General features: G+C 57.5%; 12 protein-coding genes. 3 read left to right on the top strand and 9 right to left on the bottom strand.

Going from position 1 to position 16,650, the window contains the following annotated elements; all coding sequences use genetic code 11:
- The first annotated feature begins 33 nt into the window (after positions 1-33).
- Entirely contained in the window at positions 34-960 is a 927-nt protein-coding gene (locus DFS28_RS12775; protein ID WP_111450075.1) for a LysR family transcriptional regulator, read from the top strand.
- Here the strand turns inward: DFS28_RS12775 and DFS28_RS12770 are convergent.
- From DFS28_RS12770 to DFS28_RS30620, 6 genes are all read right to left on the bottom strand, one after another.
- Positions 949-1,902, bottom strand: a complete 954-nt coding sequence (locus DFS28_RS12770; protein ID WP_111450243.1) for a GNAT family N-acetyltransferase — start codon at positions 1,900-1,902, stop codon at positions 949-951. The genes DFS28_RS12775 and DFS28_RS12770 overlap by 12 nt on opposite strands.
- Positions 1,902-3,191, bottom strand: a complete 1,290-nt coding sequence (locus tag DFS28_RS12765; protein WP_111450074.1) for an AMP-binding protein — start codon at positions 3,189-3,191, stop codon at positions 1,902-1,904. Before DFS28_RS12765 ends, DFS28_RS12770 begins: the two co-directional genes overlap by 1 nt.
- Positions 3,192-3,258: 67 nt before the next feature.
- Positions 3,259-5,661, bottom strand: a complete 2,403-nt coding sequence (locus DFS28_RS12760; RefSeq protein WP_111450073.1) for an aldehyde dehydrogenase family protein — start codon at positions 5,659-5,661, stop codon at positions 3,259-3,261.
- Between the two features lies 1 nt (position 5,662).
- Positions 5,663-6,793: an acyl-protein synthase gene (locus DFS28_RS12755; protein ID WP_111450072.1), complete on the bottom strand. Its 1,131-nt coding sequence runs from the start codon at positions 6,791-6,793 to the stop codon at positions 5,663-5,665.
- A gap of 21 nt (positions 6,794-6,814) precedes the next feature.
- A complete protein-coding gene (locus tag DFS28_RS12750; protein WP_111450071.1) occupies positions 6,815-8,056 on the bottom strand; it encodes an MdfA family multidrug efflux MFS transporter in 1,242 nt (413 codons plus the stop codon).
- Positions 8,057-8,330: 274 nt separating this feature from the next.
- On the bottom strand, positions 8,331-8,468 hold the full coding sequence (locus DFS28_RS30620) for a hypothetical protein (protein ID WP_008155215.1): 138 nt from the start codon (positions 8,466-8,468) through the stop codon (positions 8,331-8,333).
- A gap of 157 nt (positions 8,469-8,625) precedes the next feature.
- On the opposite strand from DFS28_RS30620, the gene DFS28_RS12745 reads away from it, so the two are divergent.
- Positions 8,626-8,814: a hypothetical protein gene (locus DFS28_RS12745; RefSeq protein ID WP_008024801.1), complete on the top strand. Its 189-nt coding sequence runs from the start codon at positions 8,626-8,628 to the stop codon at positions 8,812-8,814.
- A gap of 19 nt (positions 8,815-8,833) precedes the next feature.
- Here DFS28_RS12745 and DFS28_RS12740 read toward each other — a convergent pair whose 3' ends face one another.
- The 3 genes from DFS28_RS12740 to DFS28_RS12730 all read right to left on the bottom strand — a co-directional run bounded on the left by DFS28_RS12740 (position 8,834) and on the right by DFS28_RS12730 (position 15,326).
- Complete coding sequence (locus DFS28_RS12740; protein WP_111450070.1) at positions 8,834-9,205, bottom strand: fe2+ zn2+ uptake regulation protein; 372 nt, start codon at positions 9,203-9,205, stop codon at positions 8,834-8,836.
- Between the two features lie 215 nt (positions 9,206-9,420).
- Positions 9,421-10,422, bottom strand: coding sequence for a FecR family protein (locus tag DFS28_RS12735; RefSeq protein WP_111450069.1), 1,002 nt, complete (start codon positions 10,420-10,422; stop codon positions 9,421-9,423).
- A gap of 98 nt (positions 10,423-10,520) precedes the next feature.
- Entirely contained in the window at positions 10,521-15,326 is a 4,806-nt protein-coding gene (locus DFS28_RS12730; protein ID WP_111450068.1) for a dermonecrotic toxin domain-containing protein, read from the bottom strand.
- A 230-nt stretch (positions 15,327-15,556) separates the two neighbouring features.
- Between DFS28_RS12730 and DFS28_RS12725 the strand changes: the two genes are divergently transcribed.
- Entirely contained in the window at positions 15,557-16,597 is a 1,041-nt protein-coding gene (locus tag DFS28_RS12725; protein ID WP_111450067.1) for an Ldh family oxidoreductase, read from the top strand.
- Positions 16,598-16,650 lie beyond the last annotated feature (53 nt).

Below are 16,650 nucleotides of genomic sequence, written 5' to 3'. Positions count from 1 at the left end.
CATTTCTAAATAATCAGCCGGTAAGCAGAAGCAATGGACCGTTTTAACGCGATGCGCGTGTTCACCCGAATCGTCGAGCTGGGCGGTTTCGCCAAGGCGGCGGATAGCCTGCAATTACCCCGGGCCTCAGTGACCATTCTGATCAAGCAGCTGGAGGCGCATCTCGGTGTGCAGTTGCTGCAACGCACGACGCGGCAGATCAGCCTGACGCTCGATGGAGCGGCCTATTACCCTCGTTGCGTACGGTTGCTGGCCGACCTGGAGGAAACCGAAGCGGTGTTCAGCGCTGCACGCAATAACCCCAAGGGGCTGTTGCGCGTTGACATGCCGGCGGGCGTGGGACGCTTGATGGTGATCCCGGCATTACCGCAATTTACTGCTCGATATCCCTTGATCGAGCTGGAAATCGGCTTGAACGACCGGCCTGTCGACCTGATACGCGAAGGCGTCGATTGCGTATTGCGGGGCGGCGACTCACTGGACGATTCACTGGTGGCGCGGCCGTTGGCCATGCTGGACCAGGTCACGTGTGCCAGCCCCGACTACTTGAAGCGATTCGGGACGCCTCAGTGTCTGGCTGACCTTGAAGGCCATCAGATGGTGGAGTATTTCTCCAGCAGCAATGGCAAGCGTTTTGGGCTGGAATTCATGGTAGATGATCAGGTTCAGCTCATTAATCTGCCCAAGCAAGTCTCGGTCAACAGCGCCGATGGTTACCTGGCCGCTTGTGAGGCGGGGTATGGTCTGGTCCAGACCCCGTATTACCACGTAGCCCGCCAGCTGAGCGAAGGCCGTTTGTGTGAAGTCCTCAGGACGGTGCCGACACCGGGGATGCCGCTGACGGCGCTCTACCCGCCACACCGCCAGTTGTCCCGGCGGGTGAGGGTGTTTGTCGACTGGCTGGTGGAGCTTTATGCGCAGCCGGGCAATGACTTTTATCGAAAAGACTCACGCGGCTGAGCGGGCTCTGTTCAGCGCTTCGGCGCTACTTTGCATGTTGGCGTTTTGCTGTAAATCGTCATGCAAGCGTTGCATGTGCGGGCAGTGCAGGTTGAGGTGTCGAGACTGTACCCCTCGATGAAACAGTGCGAACCACCCATGGGTGTTTGATGCAGGCATCAGCCCGGTAAAGGTGAAGCCAAGGGCCGCCAAATTGCGAAAGTCCTGGGCAAAGTGCCGTGACAACTGAAGTTTGGTCGATATCAGCCAGTGCCTGGGCAACTGCCGGATCTGCTCAAGCAGACGTTTGGTCAAACGCTGAATGACCATGTCGAATCTTTTATGGTGTTGCTTGAGTTGCAAGGGCAGAGAAGACAACGGCGTCGTGTCCGGATGAGTCCCGAACACGGAACACAGGTGCTGCATAAACCCCCGGCAGCTGTCAGGCCATGGGATGTCGGGGAGTGGGCGCGTATGTCCTTCGACGACATGACAACCCATCACGATGGTTTCCGGCAGCGGCTCAGCGAAGGGCGAAGGGACGTAGTCAGGAAGCAAACCCGTGCTGTGGAAGCCGATGTTTGCTGCCATGCGTTGCGTGTAGGGATGGTGTGTCACTTGTTTGATCGAGACGCTCTTGAACCCCATGGAACCTGACCGCAACAGCAACTCCCGTCCAAGACGGGTGGCGATACTCTGCCCCTGCGCGGCGGGATGCACCACACTGAGGGCCAGCTCGGTGGTGTCCGCAGGTGTGTCATGGCACAACGCGGCATGCCCCAGAACGCGTACGTCGTCCACCGCCAGCATCGACTTCCAGCGCCCCTCGGCATTGTGCTGATTGATCATGTTCGGCAAGTAAACATCCGGTTGCACGTAATGATCGCCGTAGACCTCGCGAAACAACTGGCTCACGGCACGTGCATCGGATGGCCGATAGGGTCGAAAAATCAAATGCGGCATCATGCGGGCTCCGGCGACAGTGCGTCATACACGCGCAAGTCCAGGACCCGCAGTTGTTTGCCGGAGCGTGGGTGAAGCTTCAATGCGGTGACCGCACAGGACAACACTCGCAACTCCAACAGGCCCTCGCGGCACAGTTCCTCGATGGCGGGATAGTGTTCAACCAGCGCCGCGTACAACGCTTGGCACAGCGGCACGGTGGCCATTGATAGCGCCGAGGGCACCCACTTCACACTCAAAATATCTTTGTAGCCGTCATGTTCGATCAGCAATTGCCATTGGTCGTTGTGGGCAATGCGCTGGACGATCTGCTGGATGTCATCGATCAGCAGCGACAGCACCCCGACGCGCACTCGCTGGCTGTGCGCGCTACGTCCCTTGAGGGCGAATTTTCGCTTCGGGGTTGAGCCGGGTTCGCGCCAGCACGCACGGTCGCCCACCGGATAACGCAGCAGTGGCATGAGCCGGCGAGTCAGATTGGTCACCACCAATAATCCGGTGCGATCGCATTCTTCGATGACTTCACCGGTGAGTTCATCGACGATCTCCAGCACGGTTTGTGGTTCAAACACCCGATGCTCGCCCAAGGCGCAGTCGCGGCCGCTGGCCCCGATAAGGCCGGCGTCCACACTGGCGTAGCCAATGGAAGCAATGCGCACGTTGGGAAATACGTCGGTGAGGATTGTCACCTGCTGGGCAAACAGGCTTTCGCCGCCATACAGCAACGTATCAACCCCGCACAGTACTCGCCGATGCTGGTTCAGATAGGCAGCGAATCGCAGCAACTGTGCCGGGACGCCGACCAGCACGTTGATCTGATGCTGATCAATCGCATCGGCCAGTGCGTCCAGCTCGGCGTGTCCGGTAAACGGAAACTCGCAGATGGATCGCCTGACGTGTGCCAGGGAGTCGTGGATGAACAGAAAACTGGCGTAAAGATCTCCGGAAAAGAACAGATTGGCGACACGGTCGCCGTCGTTCAGCTGAGAGGAAATACTTTCACCGAACGTGCTGACCAGTGCTTGCCATTCGTTATAGGTGTACACCGTCAGTTTGCCCTGGCTGGTCGATCCGCCGGTTTTAAACACCAGCGCATCATCGACCTTTCCGGTCAGGACCGGCCAATGACTCAAGTCATTGCTGTCAGACCAATAGTCCACGGCGTTGGTCAGCGGTAGGTCTTGTAACGTAATGCCCTGCGGCGGTAAGTGTTCCAGTTGCTGGCGGTAGAAGTTTGAATGTCGCCGTATATAAGACAGCAGTTGTTCGAGCGAATAAGTTGATTTCACTGGATTCTCTTTTTTTATCAGACGTCTAGACGGTTAAAAAACAAGTTGTGAGTAGTTGGCGGTATTTTTATTTTCTTTTATCAATCACCAACGGTGTTTTGCCGCTGTGTTTGTTTCGAGTGAACGCTTGTTCCGTGCACACTTGAACTTCGACAGTGACCAGGTTGGCGTTTACGGCATTGGCCAGCGCTTCATGGCTCAGCAATGCGTTGCGAACCTGGTTGATGTCTGCATCCGTTAGAACGTTGAGTCGCTCGACGCCATCAGGGGTGTGGTCCAGAACAATCTGAATGGGCGCGCCGACGCTATCCTGCAGAGCCGATGGCGAAATGAACTCCGTGCCCATTCGCACCAGTTTGCCGTGGCGCTGGAGCAGTTCGAAGCGGGGTGAGTCCAGCCCACACGGACAGGCTCCGGGTATCCAGCGACCGGTGTCTCCAACGTCATACCGGCGCACTGTTTGGCCTTGCCGTGCTCGTGAAGTAAACAGCAGGCGACCGATCTCATTGGCCTGAACCGGTTCATCCTGTTCGATCTGCACGATTTCCAGATGCTGGGTATCGCACATCAAGTGAAACACCCCGTTCGCGGTGGCGGCGCACGCATGCCCCAAGGGGCCTGCGTCGACGGAACCATAGATCGCCGAGCGGATCATCGAGACCCCGCAGCTTTCCATGAGGCTGAGGCTGGTTTGGCCCGGATGCTCGCCGCCAAGGAACACTTTGCTGATACCTGCATACCTGCGGAGTCGAGCCTGCTCGTTGAAGAACAGACGATGCAAGGTGCTCGGCATGCCAATCAGTACGGTGACACGCTGGTCAACGATCAGTTGGGCGATTTCGCTGAAGTCATCGTCCTGGGGCGCACCCATGGGGAAATGTGTGACGCCCATCTGTTCCAGTATTTTGGTAAAACTGAGGAACCCTCCGTACAGGCTGCCACCGTAAAACAGGTTCATGACCCGGTCCTGTGCAGGATCGAGCCCGGCGGCGAACAGGCCGTCGGCCGCTGCGCGCATCTGCCGTTGAAAGTCGCGATAGCTGAAACCGGCGAGGGCCGGAGTGCCGCTGCTGCCTCCAGAGCGAAAATACAATTGCGCTGCGGTGCCCATCGGCTGGGTTGTGAAGGCGTTTTTGTCCATGATCGGCGCACGGGCGGTGTCGGGGGCGGGAGGGATCGGGTCGAGCGTTGCCCGGCCCGTCAGCACATCAGGTGCCAGACTCACCGAGAGACGGCGACTCAGACGCGTCAACGCATAGACACCATCATGCGGCTCACCGGCATAGCCGTCATGAATCCCCGCGCAAGGCGCAATACGGGTGACCCCAGCGTTGACCAGCGTTCGCACAAGTCCTGGCGTTTCTGTCGCGGAGCAAATCAGTGCGCAGCTTTGCAGGACCGTGCGCCAGGGCAACAGCGTCTCGGTGATCAAGTGTTGCGGCACGGGTTTGAGCAGCACCGTACGAAACAGCGGCGAAGGCGCAAGCGTCTGATGATGTTCCCAGATGATCCGCCATCCGTGGCCGGCCCAGACTTGGCCGTTCTGGTTCGCAAAACAGTAATCCAGTTGCGCCATGGCCGTGCGGGTGGTGATCTCGCACGCTTCCTGGTCCGTGGGCACCAGCGCCGGCCAGTGCGATGCACGACGCTTGAAGGCTTGGCTCAAACGCTCGCCCAGGTCTTGCAGGATGGCCGGATCATTGCTGTCCACCAGCATCCATTGCGGACTGGAACACGCTTGTTGATCCAGACTGCACACCTCATCCACCAACGCATCCAGCGCCGAAGGGCTGGCCGCGTCAGGCGACAGATAAGCGAAACTGATCCGGTGCCCCCAATCGATCCAGCGACATCCGGCGGGGATCTGCTGACGAATCGCTTTGAGCGCCTTTTCACCGCCCCAGGCTGACACGCCATCGGCCTGAACGCAGAGTTCGGCTATCCGGGAAGTGCCCACGGGCAATACCGCGACGAACTCGGCAAGCCTGCCGCAGGTGTCGCACTGCACAAAGGCAGCCAGCAATTGCGCAGTCAAACCCGCATCGCTGGTGCTGGGGCGTAACCAGTTGATGTTACCGGCCAGCAGGCTTTCGAGAACCGCGCAGAACGCGAGCATCGGCGCATTGCCTGGCGTCACATGCACCACCAGTCCCAAGGGGTGCCAGCTTTCAAAGTGTGGCTGCTGGTAGTCAATACGCCTCAGCGAACGGGGTTGCGAACCCAGTTCTCGCTCCAGCTTCATGTTCAGGTTGCTGCGCTGGCAGAACTCGATCAGCCCCTGACATTGATCGTCGTCCAGAGGCAGGTTAAGGCTGCGAGTCTGTAATTGCGTGGCAAAACGAGCCGCGGCTTCGATGACGGTCTCGCTGTCGATCGGTGCAGAAAGCAACCCGGGCAATTGTTTTCGAAGGCTGTCGAGGGCGATTTGCGGGGTAACGTCGTCACGCAGTTGGCCATTGATGAGGTACATATCAAGCCCCTCCCAGCAATTCGGAAGCCGCCATGGCGCAGCTGCGACTGGTGGTGGTGCCAGCGCGTCCGTGCAGCTCGAACCAATCGGTCGTCAGGCCGCATCCGCAGTGTGCGCCGGGGTGTAATGTCGCCAGATCGCCCATGACCACCGCGTGAGCAGGGCTTGACGAAATGTACGGGGAGACGAATTCCAGCAAGCCGCGCTGGCCGTATGGCTGGACCGTGAAATCGGATGGGTTGCGCACGAAAACCTTCGAGTAAATGGGGGCATGAAAATGATGGCGGGCACATTGGATATAGGGCACGGCATGCTCAACGGCACCGTAGCCATCCCGACAGCGGGACAGGTCGATACCTAATTGCCGATTGATTCGGGCGTACAGCTCAAGCAGGGGAATCTCTTGTGCTGCCTGGGTTTTCCAGCCGCCCCCCAAAAACACCAATGACTGAGCGGGAAGCTCAAGATTCGGTGCGCAGGTGTTTTCCATGTGCTGTAGCGCATGGGAAAGGAACGCCGGAAATCCAAGAATCCGCACGGGCAATCCCTCGTCGGCAAACTCCTGCAAGGCGCGAATCACGCCAAACAGGTCGAACTCGTGACTTTTACCCGTCCGGCGTAATCCGTAGACGACCCGATTGACGGGCGCATAGCTGCAGAGAAACTGGTCGGTGTAAGCGGTGCCCAAGGTGATGGCAGCCTCGGGCTCGTAGCTCAGGAGCAAATAATTGCAGGGGCTGTGCGGAGTATCCCAGCCGTAATGCCGGAAAATGTGGCTCACCATGCCTTGAGCCGCTGCCATGCTGCGAGGGTCATAGCGCATGCGACTTTTCTGGCCGCTGGTGCCCGATGAGGTCAGCTCCAGCGCGCCTTCGCCAGTGGGGCCGAACAACAAGCGACGTTTGAAATAGTTGGCGAAAATCGGTGGCAACCTGGACCAGTCATCCAGTGTCTCCAGGTCCTTTGCATCGAGCCCGTTAGCGTTTAGCCAGCGTTCGTAGCCAGGCGTGTGGTGACAATGAAACAGGCTGATTTCCCCCATCGCCTGGTCAAACAGGCCCTCGGGTACGGAATCCAGGCAATAGGGTTGCGTTAACGCGCAGAGCGCATCGGTGTGGGGTAAATGGATCATCAAAAGACCTACTGTGTGGTGTCAGATGGCAAGCGCGATGTGAGAGCGCCGCAGAAACAGGCGTAGGGGCACCAGGCTCAGAAGCCCCGCGATACCCGCCATCCAAGCGAAGGAATCGTGGCTGTCACCGGCACCGGCGGCGGCAATAAGCGAGCCGCCGCCGCCCATGACGGCGATCGAGATCATGCCGATCATGGCCGAGACCAGGCCTTTGCTGTCGTCGCTGGCGAACAGCGCTAGCCGGTACAGTGCTGCGTTACTCATGCCAAGCCCAACGGCGTACAGCGCCAGACAGCTGATCAGCACGGCTGTCGAAACGCCGTAGACGCTGACGGCGACTAATGCGATGAGCCCGCTGCAAAACGGCCAAAGCGCGTAGCAAATCAGTTGTGGCAGTTCAACGTTGGCAATCAGTCGGTTGAGGATCAGATTGCCGAGAATGACGGCCGCAAACACCGGGATTTGCCACAGGCCATAGTGCAGCGTTGAAAGCCCCTGGTTATGGATCAACAAGAGCGGCGCCAACCCGATCCAGGCAATCAAGGGCAGGCTCATCACGCCCAGCGCGACTGCGGCGCAAAGGAATGGCGGGTTAGTCAGCAATGCGACATAGCGGCGCACGGTGCCGTGCCATTCAAAGCGCACTGCTTCCAGTCGCTGACCGTCGTGGCGCAAGGTGCCCACGGTTTCCGGCATGAACAGGTAAAGCCCGAGCCAGACCATCACACCGCCGATACCCAGCAGTAAAAACAGCTCCCGCCAGGACAACCATTCCAGCAGCAGACTGCCGAGCAATGGCCCCAGCAGCGGGGAGAGCAGCGCAACGTTCCCCAACAACGCCATTATTTTGACCGCGTCGGCTTCGCAGAAAACTTCTTGCAGCGCCGGGTAGCTGACCGCGATGACAAACCCCAACCCCATGCCCTGAATCAGTCGCAAGCCGTTGAACGCATAAATGCTTTGCACGTTGAACGCGGCGGCACAGGCCAGGGCGAATACCGCACAACCGATGAGCAACATCCGGCGGCGGCCGAAATGATCGGACAGCGGGCCGATAAGCCATTGCAGAAGAATGCCGCCGGCCAGATAAAGATTGAAGGCGTAGGGGACATGATCAGGACTGGCATCCAGTTGATGGGTGACGGTCAACATGGCCGGCATGATCATGTCGCTGGCCATATAGGTCAGCAGTTCGAAAAAAGTTATTGCAAGGCAAAAGCCAAACAAATGGTGAGGGCTGATATTGATTAAAGGCTTGTGCATGGCATCCCTGTTCCTGCTCGAAGTTTAATAACGGGTTTATTGCGATGCACCGAGAGTAATCATCGAATATGAATAGCTCAAATGGTCGATTAAGACCGAAAGCTTCAATGGTTATCGCTATGTTTCGACGTGCACAGGGACGGAAACAAGAAGTGAATACCCATGTACGAAAAATGCCCGCGACAGGGCAGGCATTTGTTCAGTAGTTATTGGGTGGGGTATATGTCTTACGAATGAATATTCAATTATTCACGCTTTATGGCACAACCAACCATTATCGATGCTGGTAATACCCGGGCCCGCCACGGTCGTAATGGTGACCACCGTGCCAGCCGCCGTGGGGGAAAACGATGCAGCCGCTCAGGGTCAGGAGAGCGAGCAGGGGAATCAGCAGTGTGATTCGACGGAACATTTCAAAATCCTCATGGTTATCGCCGCTATGAAGCCAAAACTCTTCATCGGCTGTAACATGAGACCCCGTTTGTAGCGTCCCATCCCCGCAGAAACGTAGGGGCTTGGCATGCGTTCTGATACAAATCGGATACATTTTTCAGGTTCAGGAACTCGCAATGACTCAGTCGCAACGTTTGAAATACTCGATTCTGATCTCCCTCGTGGTGTTGGGGATCATGTTCGGCCTTTCGTATCTGCAAAACGCAGGCGTCATCAGTGAGAAGCTGTTTCAGTACATCGCCATCGGCGTGGCGGTGATCGTGGTGGTGATCAATGGCGTGATGCGCCGCAAGGTCAAACCCTGAACGACGCATCTTGCGCGGATCACTCGCGTTGGAGCATGGCTGCAGCGTGCGGATGCAGGCTGTAGCTTTTGTCCGGATTGAGGGTGATCACGCCCTCGCTGCACAAGCGTTTCAATACTTCCCGCACACTGAGAAAGGACAGGGGAATATCCAGGTCCAGCAAGTGGCTGTGCACGCCGCGCACGCCAAGGCTACGGTCGCTTTCGGCGGCGGTCAGCAAGGCGTCGATGACTTTCAGGCGGATCAGACTGGTTCGCAGACCATAGCTTTTGAGCAGCAGCCTGATCCGCTCGTTGCCATTGCGCTCGTTGCGTTGACTGAAAACACCTGAGCCCATGGCAGAGCCCTTTGGCGCATTGCTACCGTCCGTTGGCAGTTGCGAGTTGTACATGCAAAAACTCCTTTTCCGAGCCGGCCAGGAAATGTGATGGGTGCTCTCACTCAATAAGACGTACGAGCAGGGCAAATAGTGAAGCCCCGAATGTAGAAAATTTGTCGCTGTCACGTCAGCGGCCTGTGAGATGCCCGTGAAAAGCGCCTTTCACAGCCTAAATTTTTGTCCTTTGTTTCGTTTCGAAGGCCGCACCCCGCAAAGGGTCGCGGCCTTCAGCTTTTCGGGGCTTGTTGCGGAATGGAATTGAGGACCGGATTGCCATCTTTGTTGCGGGTCAGGTAGACCGGCAAAACCTTGGGCAGGGAAGCCACCAGGTTGTTGAGCTCTTTGATGTTGTAGATGCCGCCGATGCGAATCGAGCCAGTACTGTGGTCGGCCACCATCACCGGCTTGCTCAAGTAGCGATTGATCAATGGCAATGCGTCGGTCAGCGCCAGATCATCGAGCACCAGTTTTCCGCTACGCCAGGCCAGCGAGTTGTCATTGCCGTAGGTCTGACTGATCCGGGGAGTAAAGTCGCCGCGTCTATAGCTCGCCTGCATTGCTGGCTCGAGGCGCAAACCGTCACCCGCAACGGCGTCATTACTGCTCACCAACACCGAACCTTGTATCAGGTTCACCCGTACCTGATCTTCATACATCCAGACGTTGAATTGGGTTCCGGTGACCCGAATCCTGCCTTCGGCCGCTTTGACAATGAAGGGGTGTTCAGTGTCATGGCTGACGCTGAAGAAGGCTTCGCCTTTTTTCAGCGTGATCCGACGTTGATCCTTGTAGTTGCTGAACGTCAGCTCACTGCCCAGGTTCAGTTCCACCTGACTGCCATCGCTCAGGGTAACTTGGCGGACATTGTCGTTCGCCTCGAAATGTTGGTAGGAGTTGGGTAGCCAGCCCAGGTTCCAGCCGCTATAGGCCGCCAGCGGCAACGCCATGGCGCAAACCGCGGCAGCGATACCGAAGGTGCGCCAAGGCATAGCAGGTTTGGCGCGGACCATCGGCACCACGGTGGCTGGACGGGGCAGGTCCCCCGCGACATCCCAGATCTCCAGCATCGCCTCGTACTCGAACGCGTGAAGCGGATGAGCGTCATGCCATTGCTCGAACGCCAGCCGCTCTTCAGCAGTGCAATCGATGGCGTGCAGACGCATGCACCAATGCGCAGCGGCATCGGTGATTGCGTCATCCTGGGCTTGCGAGAGTGAGTTGTCGGTCATTGACTCATCCTGATTTCCCGCATTCTAACCTTGTGAGGAAGTCTGCGAGAACAACCGTCATGGCAATTACCCATCAACTGAGAATTTATTGTTCTGATTCACGGGGTGCTGGTGTGCAGTTGGCGCCCCATATGGCTGATGAGCCATGCAACGCTGTCGGCGTTGCCGAGTTGCACCTTGAGTCTGACCAGTGGATCTCGCTTGAAAATCTTGCGGGCAGCGCTCAGGTTTTCTCCGCCGGTCAAGGTCAATAGATGCGCCTTTACCCGATCAGTATTTTCATATGAAGTGCTGCCCGGATCCTCCCACACACCAGTATCAGGATCCTCGGTCATGAACAGCTGGGTAAGGGGAGTCTTGATCGAGAGTGCGGTGTCCTGAAGCGTGGTCAACGCGTCCTTGAGGTCACTGGCAGTTGCGCTGGCTTGTCCAATCAGATGGGGAAATGGCCTGCTGGAATCGAGGTAAGCGATGTCTTCGGTTTTGCAGACGATATGGGAAAGCTCATGAATAAGGGTGACTGCTTGAGCATGGGTTTTGATAGGGAAGGCAGGCTCGGAAAGATGTTTGCGGTAGAACTCGAAACCGGTGTCGAAGAACTTTTCTGCCAGATAGATTTTCCGCTTCGCATCCGTTGGAACGATAAAACCGAATGTTGTTGCCGCGCCATCGAGCACCCTGCCGATTGCAAAACGATTGGTTTTCGGCTTTCTGAGTGAGGGGTCCAACAAGGCCGCAAAAATGTCTCCAAAGACTTTTTCAAGCTGTTCCACATGCACGGGCTGCACTTGCGGTACGTCAATGAAATCCATGATGAGTTGATGCACGGGGGTAACGGTCTTGTCGGAAGACTTCAGCAATTGCAGGTTTTGAAAGCAGTTCCAGGCATAGGTGGTTGCCAGGTCCAGCGCTTCGTCAATCTGGCGGGCCTTTTGCGGAAACAGTCGACGGATTTCGCGCATTCCATTGGCATCGACGTTCATGCCCCCCCAAACCGAAGATACGGTGCGCCACCGATCGCTGATGCTGAAGCGGGGCGCTGGCGTTTGCCTATCCAGAACCCATTGTTTCGACACGTTCTGACTCAACCGAGGACCGCGAACGTTGGTGTGGGCGATGCGCCAGTGCGTGCCGCGCTTTGCGACCGGATATACCTTTCCTTCAACCGGTGCGTAGGTTTTATTTGTCGTCGGATGGGAATAGAGGCCGAGACTTGAGTTGAATGTGAGCGAATTCAGGTCCACATCCAGGCTTTCATGACGCTTCAACTGCGTACGTTCGGGGGCTGTAATGGCGACGTTCTGCCATTTGAAGCGGGTATCGGGCGTTTCTGGTGCCTGTGCAGTTGGCGTAGAAGACGGCTTCGCTTGCGATTCCAGCGACAGTCGCAACGTGGCGAGTTGTGCAATGCCGCTGATAAATTCCTTTATCGCCGCTCCCCATTTGTGCGTTTGAAGATCTTCGGCGGACTGCTTGATGTCTCGGTAACTGCGCCACACCGTAATCGGGTAGGCAAGCTTGCCCATCACGAATGTAAATGCCCCTTGCAGATCTTCACCCAGCACATGCTTGATGGTTGCCCATTCGCTCTGCTTTTTGTCATCGGCCTGACAACCGAGCAATCGTGCCAATAAATCGGCGTTGTCGTTGAACAAGTGTCCGAACAGATTCCCCTTGATCGGGTTGGACGCCAGCCTCACCTCGGCGAGGCGGCTATTGGAGGTCGCCATCCTGAGTTCAAGCAGTATCCGTTCAGGCTGCGGGAGGTTCATGAGTACCCAGTCGAGTAGACCGCCGCGGCGCTTCAGTTCAGTCAGCAGTTGTGTTTCATTCTTGTATTCTTTCACCCCGTGCCTGGGACTGTGAGGCGCGATAAGGACCTGTGGCGCGGAGCCGTCGGCCGATGAGCCAATCAGATAGACGCCTGGCACCTTGATCGCCTGTTCACGCTTGATGCCCAGGAGCTCAAGTGGGCGGATGATCGCGTGGGCACCGTCGACTGCCGCGCGGGCGATAGCGTCAGGCATGTCCATGACTTGGCGTACGAGATCAAACCCGGTCTCGCTGAGGCGCTCCTGCAATTTTTCCGTGTGGGCGTAATGCATCAGTTGCCAGGGTAATTGCGTGTAAAAACGCTTCCTGCGGTCCTTGGCATTCGCCTGGGTGTCTGCAAAGGCTTCGTTCAATGTCTTTTGTTGAAGTTCACCCAGCTTCAAGTTTCGTACCAGGTCCCTGATGTAGCTTTGGTCCATATCCTGGGGGATCGCGGTGTTATCAAGCGACACCAGTTTGAAATGGATTTTGTCCAGATCCTTGAAATGGGTCAGTGCAAAGTCAGTCAGGGTTTGGGTGCTGGCTGCAGACCTCGAGCGCTTGTCGATCTGTATCTGGACCTTATCCGGATCGATGTCGAACGTATCTGCCTTGAGTTGTTTTGCAAGTGCATCGTGCGCCGTGCGTGCCAGGGAGCTTATGCCTGTGAGGTAGTCCTGATCGTTGGTCACGTTGTTGAGGTATTGCTGAAGCAACTCCCCGTGCGTTATCTGGTCTTGAATGGACGCCTTGGCCAGCCATGCCGGCAGTTTTTGCTGAGTGATCAGGGATTGGGCAATGTCCGTCGCGCGGTCTAGCCCGGTCATCGGTTGGCGCAAGGCCACCAGCTTCAGGAGACTGGCCAGTGGCGCCGCGGGAAGCTTCGTGGCCAGCGCACGGATGACGCACGCCTGCTCCAGCTGGACAAAGGGCTTTTGCACGTGATCGAGAAAATCTTCATCTATACGCTGCAGCGACGCCAGGGTGTAAGTCCGCCCAGCCACTCTCTCGCTGCGCCCAAGGTTCTCCAGAAGGGAGGGGCGATCATCGGTGTCCTTGAGGCGTCGATCGAGCTCGTTCAGCAACGGAGTCAATGCCCTGAAAGCTTCAAATCCCAAGGCCGGCGTCCACAAAATCGCCTTGCCCGAATGCTTCGGGTCCAGGCCTCCACGTTCCGTCAGCACAAAACAACTGGCCAGTTTCAACGGGGCTGTGGTCCCACTTGCCTTCAATGCCAAGGAAAATACGTCCGGCAAAAACCCGTTCAATGCCGCTCGCTGCAGGCGTACCGGGGTATCAAGCACGGTGCTGATGATTGCCTGTTCCGTCGCACTCAGGGTGCGCATGACGCTGTGCAGCTTCAACTCGCTGCGCAATGCCGTTGACAGGGTTTGAGTGAAACGCGATTGCAGGCTCCCAAGCGAGGAATTGAAGATGCGCTGCACTTCGGCAATCGTTCGAGTTGTCGCGGGAATGGCCGGCTGGTTTTCGAGCAGTAGGTCGAGCGGCCGCTTAACAGTGGAAAGAAGGGCCTGATGCTCTTTGGCCGACTCGCCGTGAACAGTGGCAGGTTGCGCGCTAAGGCGCCGGTCTGCGTGTGTGCTCCAGCGTCCTTCGGCATCGGCAGCCAGCAGGCGATCGTCGATCAGTCCGCGGACATCGAGTGCCTTGTCGAACAAGGCTCGGGGATCCTGCGTGCCTTCGCTTTCACGGTATTCGCTCAGCGCATAGGCCAGATTCTCGCGTTGCTTGCCAAGGATGTCGGTCATCAACTGTTCAAACACCGGGCCGATGATCGGTTCACCGACAATCACTTGTTCATCCGGCTTCATTGAAAGAAACGTAGCGCGTTCGTCTAACGACATGAAGTTGAGCAGCGTGTCTTCATGCCCTTGGCTTTTCAACATCTGCGCGACGATTTTCCCGACAGCGAGCAGGTCGCTCGCAGCCTCGATGCCTCTGGATGGGGTGTACAGAAAATCCAACGCGTCGCTGCTGCCGATCATCACAGTGGAGGCGAGCTCCACGTAATGCTTGAAGGGGGCGGTGACACGGACTTTTTCGGCACGAAGAGGATCGTCGATGTCAGGTTCAAGGCTGAGGTTCATCAGCCGCAGGTATTGCTGCGTCGTTAGAACACGTTGCTGACGCTGTAGCAAAAGCTTCAGGTGAAAGGTATCGCGCAAGCCCTCGGCAAAAACCTTCCGGCGTGATTGCCCATCGTTCATCGGTGTGTTCCAGAACGTCTTGAGCAGGTCTTGCAAGCGCGGGGTCAACGTTTGTGCGATCTCTTTGACTGCACTTTCCCAGGCCTGGTTATCGGCGGCGCTGCTCACGCCGTGCAGGGGGTTGGAAAAAACTCTGGTATCGCCTGTGGGCCACTGATGGGTCAGGTAGTAATGCAGCAGGGTATCGCTCAGTGAATGCGAGGAAAGCAATTGCTGGTCATCGCTGTCGATGACAAAGCTCTTCAGTCGGGTAAGGCGCTGGTCCAGTGTGGGGAACGGTTCATGCAGCGCGGTCTTGAGGGTCTCGTCCAGCATCGATTGCAGCGTTGGCAGCTTGAGCAACTCACCCATCATCGTCCTGATGTTCTGAGCCTGATTGCGCTCGAGGGTGAGCTCCTGGGTCTGGAACACCGCACCTGCGATGGCTTGCGTGGCAATGTCTGGCGCGGTGGCGGCGGGTAAAGCGCTGCGTTGTTCGATGGAGAGAAAACGCAATAACTCACGCTTCCCAGTGGGCTGTGCCAACCATTCCTTGAGTTTGCTTTTGAGGCCCTTCATGTCCGCGAATTTGATCAGGCCTTTCCACGGTGTGTAGAGCGTGACTGCTCCATCGTTGGGCCGGCTCATGGCAAAAGCGCCGGCCAGGAGAATGCCTGGCGCATCAGGTACGTTTAAAAGCAGCTGGTCGACGTGCATGGGCTCGCTGTTGGCGATACGGGCTGCATGCGTCGCCAGATAAACAGCATTCAACCACTTCAGGTCATCAAGCGTGAAAGACAGTGCCTTTTCGCGTTCACCGGGCTGTTTGGCTTTGGATGCAAGTGCTGCCTCGTCGAAAAAATACGGCAGTGTGGGAGCAGACATGGTTTTTCCTCGAAGTGCTGCGATCGGCGGGTAATCGCAGGCCGTTGGATTGAGGAAAAACAGTACGGTCAATGGAAGGCTCGGGTGCGGTACATATTGCTTGATGCGAACAGGCTGGCGAGACTTGACAGGACGCCGGTAGAACAGCGCTTAATCGACAACTGTTTTGGGTTGCCCTGCAACCCGTTTCACCCTGTTGCCCGTACTCAATAATAAAACTGGAGCTTCAGATGACCGCAACGCCCGAAGTGGCCGTCAGTTCGAACACTCAAACGCTCGATTTCGACGCGCTCGTTCTTTTGCTTGAGCAGATTTTTCAGCGCCACGGCACCTCCGCCGATGTCGCCAGGACACTGGCCCTCAACTGCGCCGGCGCCGAACGCGATGGCGCCCATAGCCATGGCGTGTTCCGCATTCCCGGTTACGTGTCGACGCTCCAGAGCGGCTGGGTCAATGGCCAGGCTGTGCCGGTGGTCGAGGACGTGGCCTCGGGCTTTGTCCGGGTCGACGCCGGCAATGGTTTCGCCCAACCGGCCCTCGCTGCAGCCCGCGGTTTGTTGGTGGAAAAAGCCCGCAGTGCCGGCATTGCGGTGCTGGCGATTCGTAACTCCCACCATTTCGCCGCCTTGTGGCCGGATGTCGAGCCCTTCGCCTATGAAGGCCTGGTGGCGCTGAGCGTGGTCAACAGCATGACCTGCGTGGTGCCGCACGGTGCCGATCGTCCGCTGTTCGGGACCAACCCGATTGCTTTCGCCGCTCCTCGGGCTGACGGCGATCCGATTGTCTTCGACCTGGCGACCAGCGCCATTGCCCATGGCGATGTGCAGATCGCCGCGCGCAAGGGCGAGCGTTTGCCGCCAGGCATGGGGGTGGACGGTCTCGGCCAGCCGACCCAGGACCCGAAAGCGATTCTTGAGGGCGGCGCGTTGCTGCCGTTTGGCGGCCATAAAGGTTCGGCACTGTCGATGATGGTCGAGCTGTTGGCAGCGGCGTTGACCGGCGGCAATTTTTCCTTCGAGTTCGATTGGTCGAACCATCCGGGGGCCAAGACGCCATGGACGGGCCAACTGCTGATCGTGATCGACCCGAGCAAGGCGGCCGGGCAGAATTTTGCCGAGCGCAGTCAGGAGCTGGTCCGGCAGATGCACGGTGTGGGGCTCAAGCGTTTGCCGGGGGATCGACGTCATCAACAACGGGCCAAGTCCAGCACTGAAGGCATTAAGCTCGATGCTCAGACGTTGGCGGATCTGCGGGAACTGGCCGGGCTCTGAGTCCTGCATACTCTCAGTCTGCATAAAAGCCGGGCATGAAAAAGGCGAGCTGC

The sequence above is a fragment of the Pseudomonas sp. 478 genome, from assembly GCF_003254125.1.
Lineage (GTDB): Bacteria > Pseudomonadota > Gammaproteobacteria > Pseudomonadales > Pseudomonadaceae > Aquipseudomonas.
This window is presented reverse-complemented; position numbering and strand designations above follow the sequence as displayed.

Bases quoted from the DNA above. Each gene is read 5' to 3' on its own strand.
- DFS28_RS12775 (WP_111450075.1), top strand. From the start codon at position 34: ATGGACCGTTTTAACGCGATGCGCGTGTTCACCCGAATCGTCGAGCTG.
- DFS28_RS12770 (WP_111450243.1), bottom strand. From the start codon at position 1,902: ATGCCGCATTTGATTTTTCGACCCTATCGGCCATCCGATGCACGTGCC.
- DFS28_RS12760 (WP_111450073.1), bottom strand. From the start codon at position 5,661: ATGTACCTCATCAATGGCCAACTGCGTGACGACGTTACCCCGCAAATC.
- DFS28_RS12755 (WP_111450072.1), bottom strand. From the start codon at position 6,793: ATGATCCATTTACCCCACACCGATGCGCTCTGCGCGTTAACGCAACCC.
- DFS28_RS12750 (WP_111450071.1), bottom strand. From the start codon at position 8,056: ATGCACAAGCCTTTAATCAATATCAGCCCTCACCATTTGTTTGGCTTT.
- DFS28_RS30620 (WP_008155215.1), bottom strand. From the start codon at position 8,468: ATGTTCCGTCGAATCACACTGCTGATTCCCCTGCTCGCTCTCCTGACC.
- DFS28_RS12745 (WP_008024801.1), top strand. From the start codon at position 8,626: ATGACTCAGTCGCAACGTTTGAAATACTCGATTCTGATCTCCCTCGTG.
- DFS28_RS12740 (WP_111450070.1), bottom strand. From the start codon at position 9,205: ATGTACAACTCGCAACTGCCAACGGACGGTAGCAATGCGCCAAAGGGC.
- DFS28_RS12735 (WP_111450069.1), bottom strand. From the start codon at position 10,422: ATGACCGACAACTCACTCTCGCAAGCCCAGGATGACGCAATCACCGAT.
- DFS28_RS12730 (WP_111450068.1), bottom strand. From the start codon at position 15,326: ATGTCTGCTCCCACACTGCCGTATTTTTTCGACGAGGCAGCACTTGCA.
- DFS28_RS12725 (WP_111450067.1), top strand. From the start codon at position 15,557: ATGACCGCAACGCCCGAAGTGGCCGTCAGTTCGAACACTCAAACGCTC.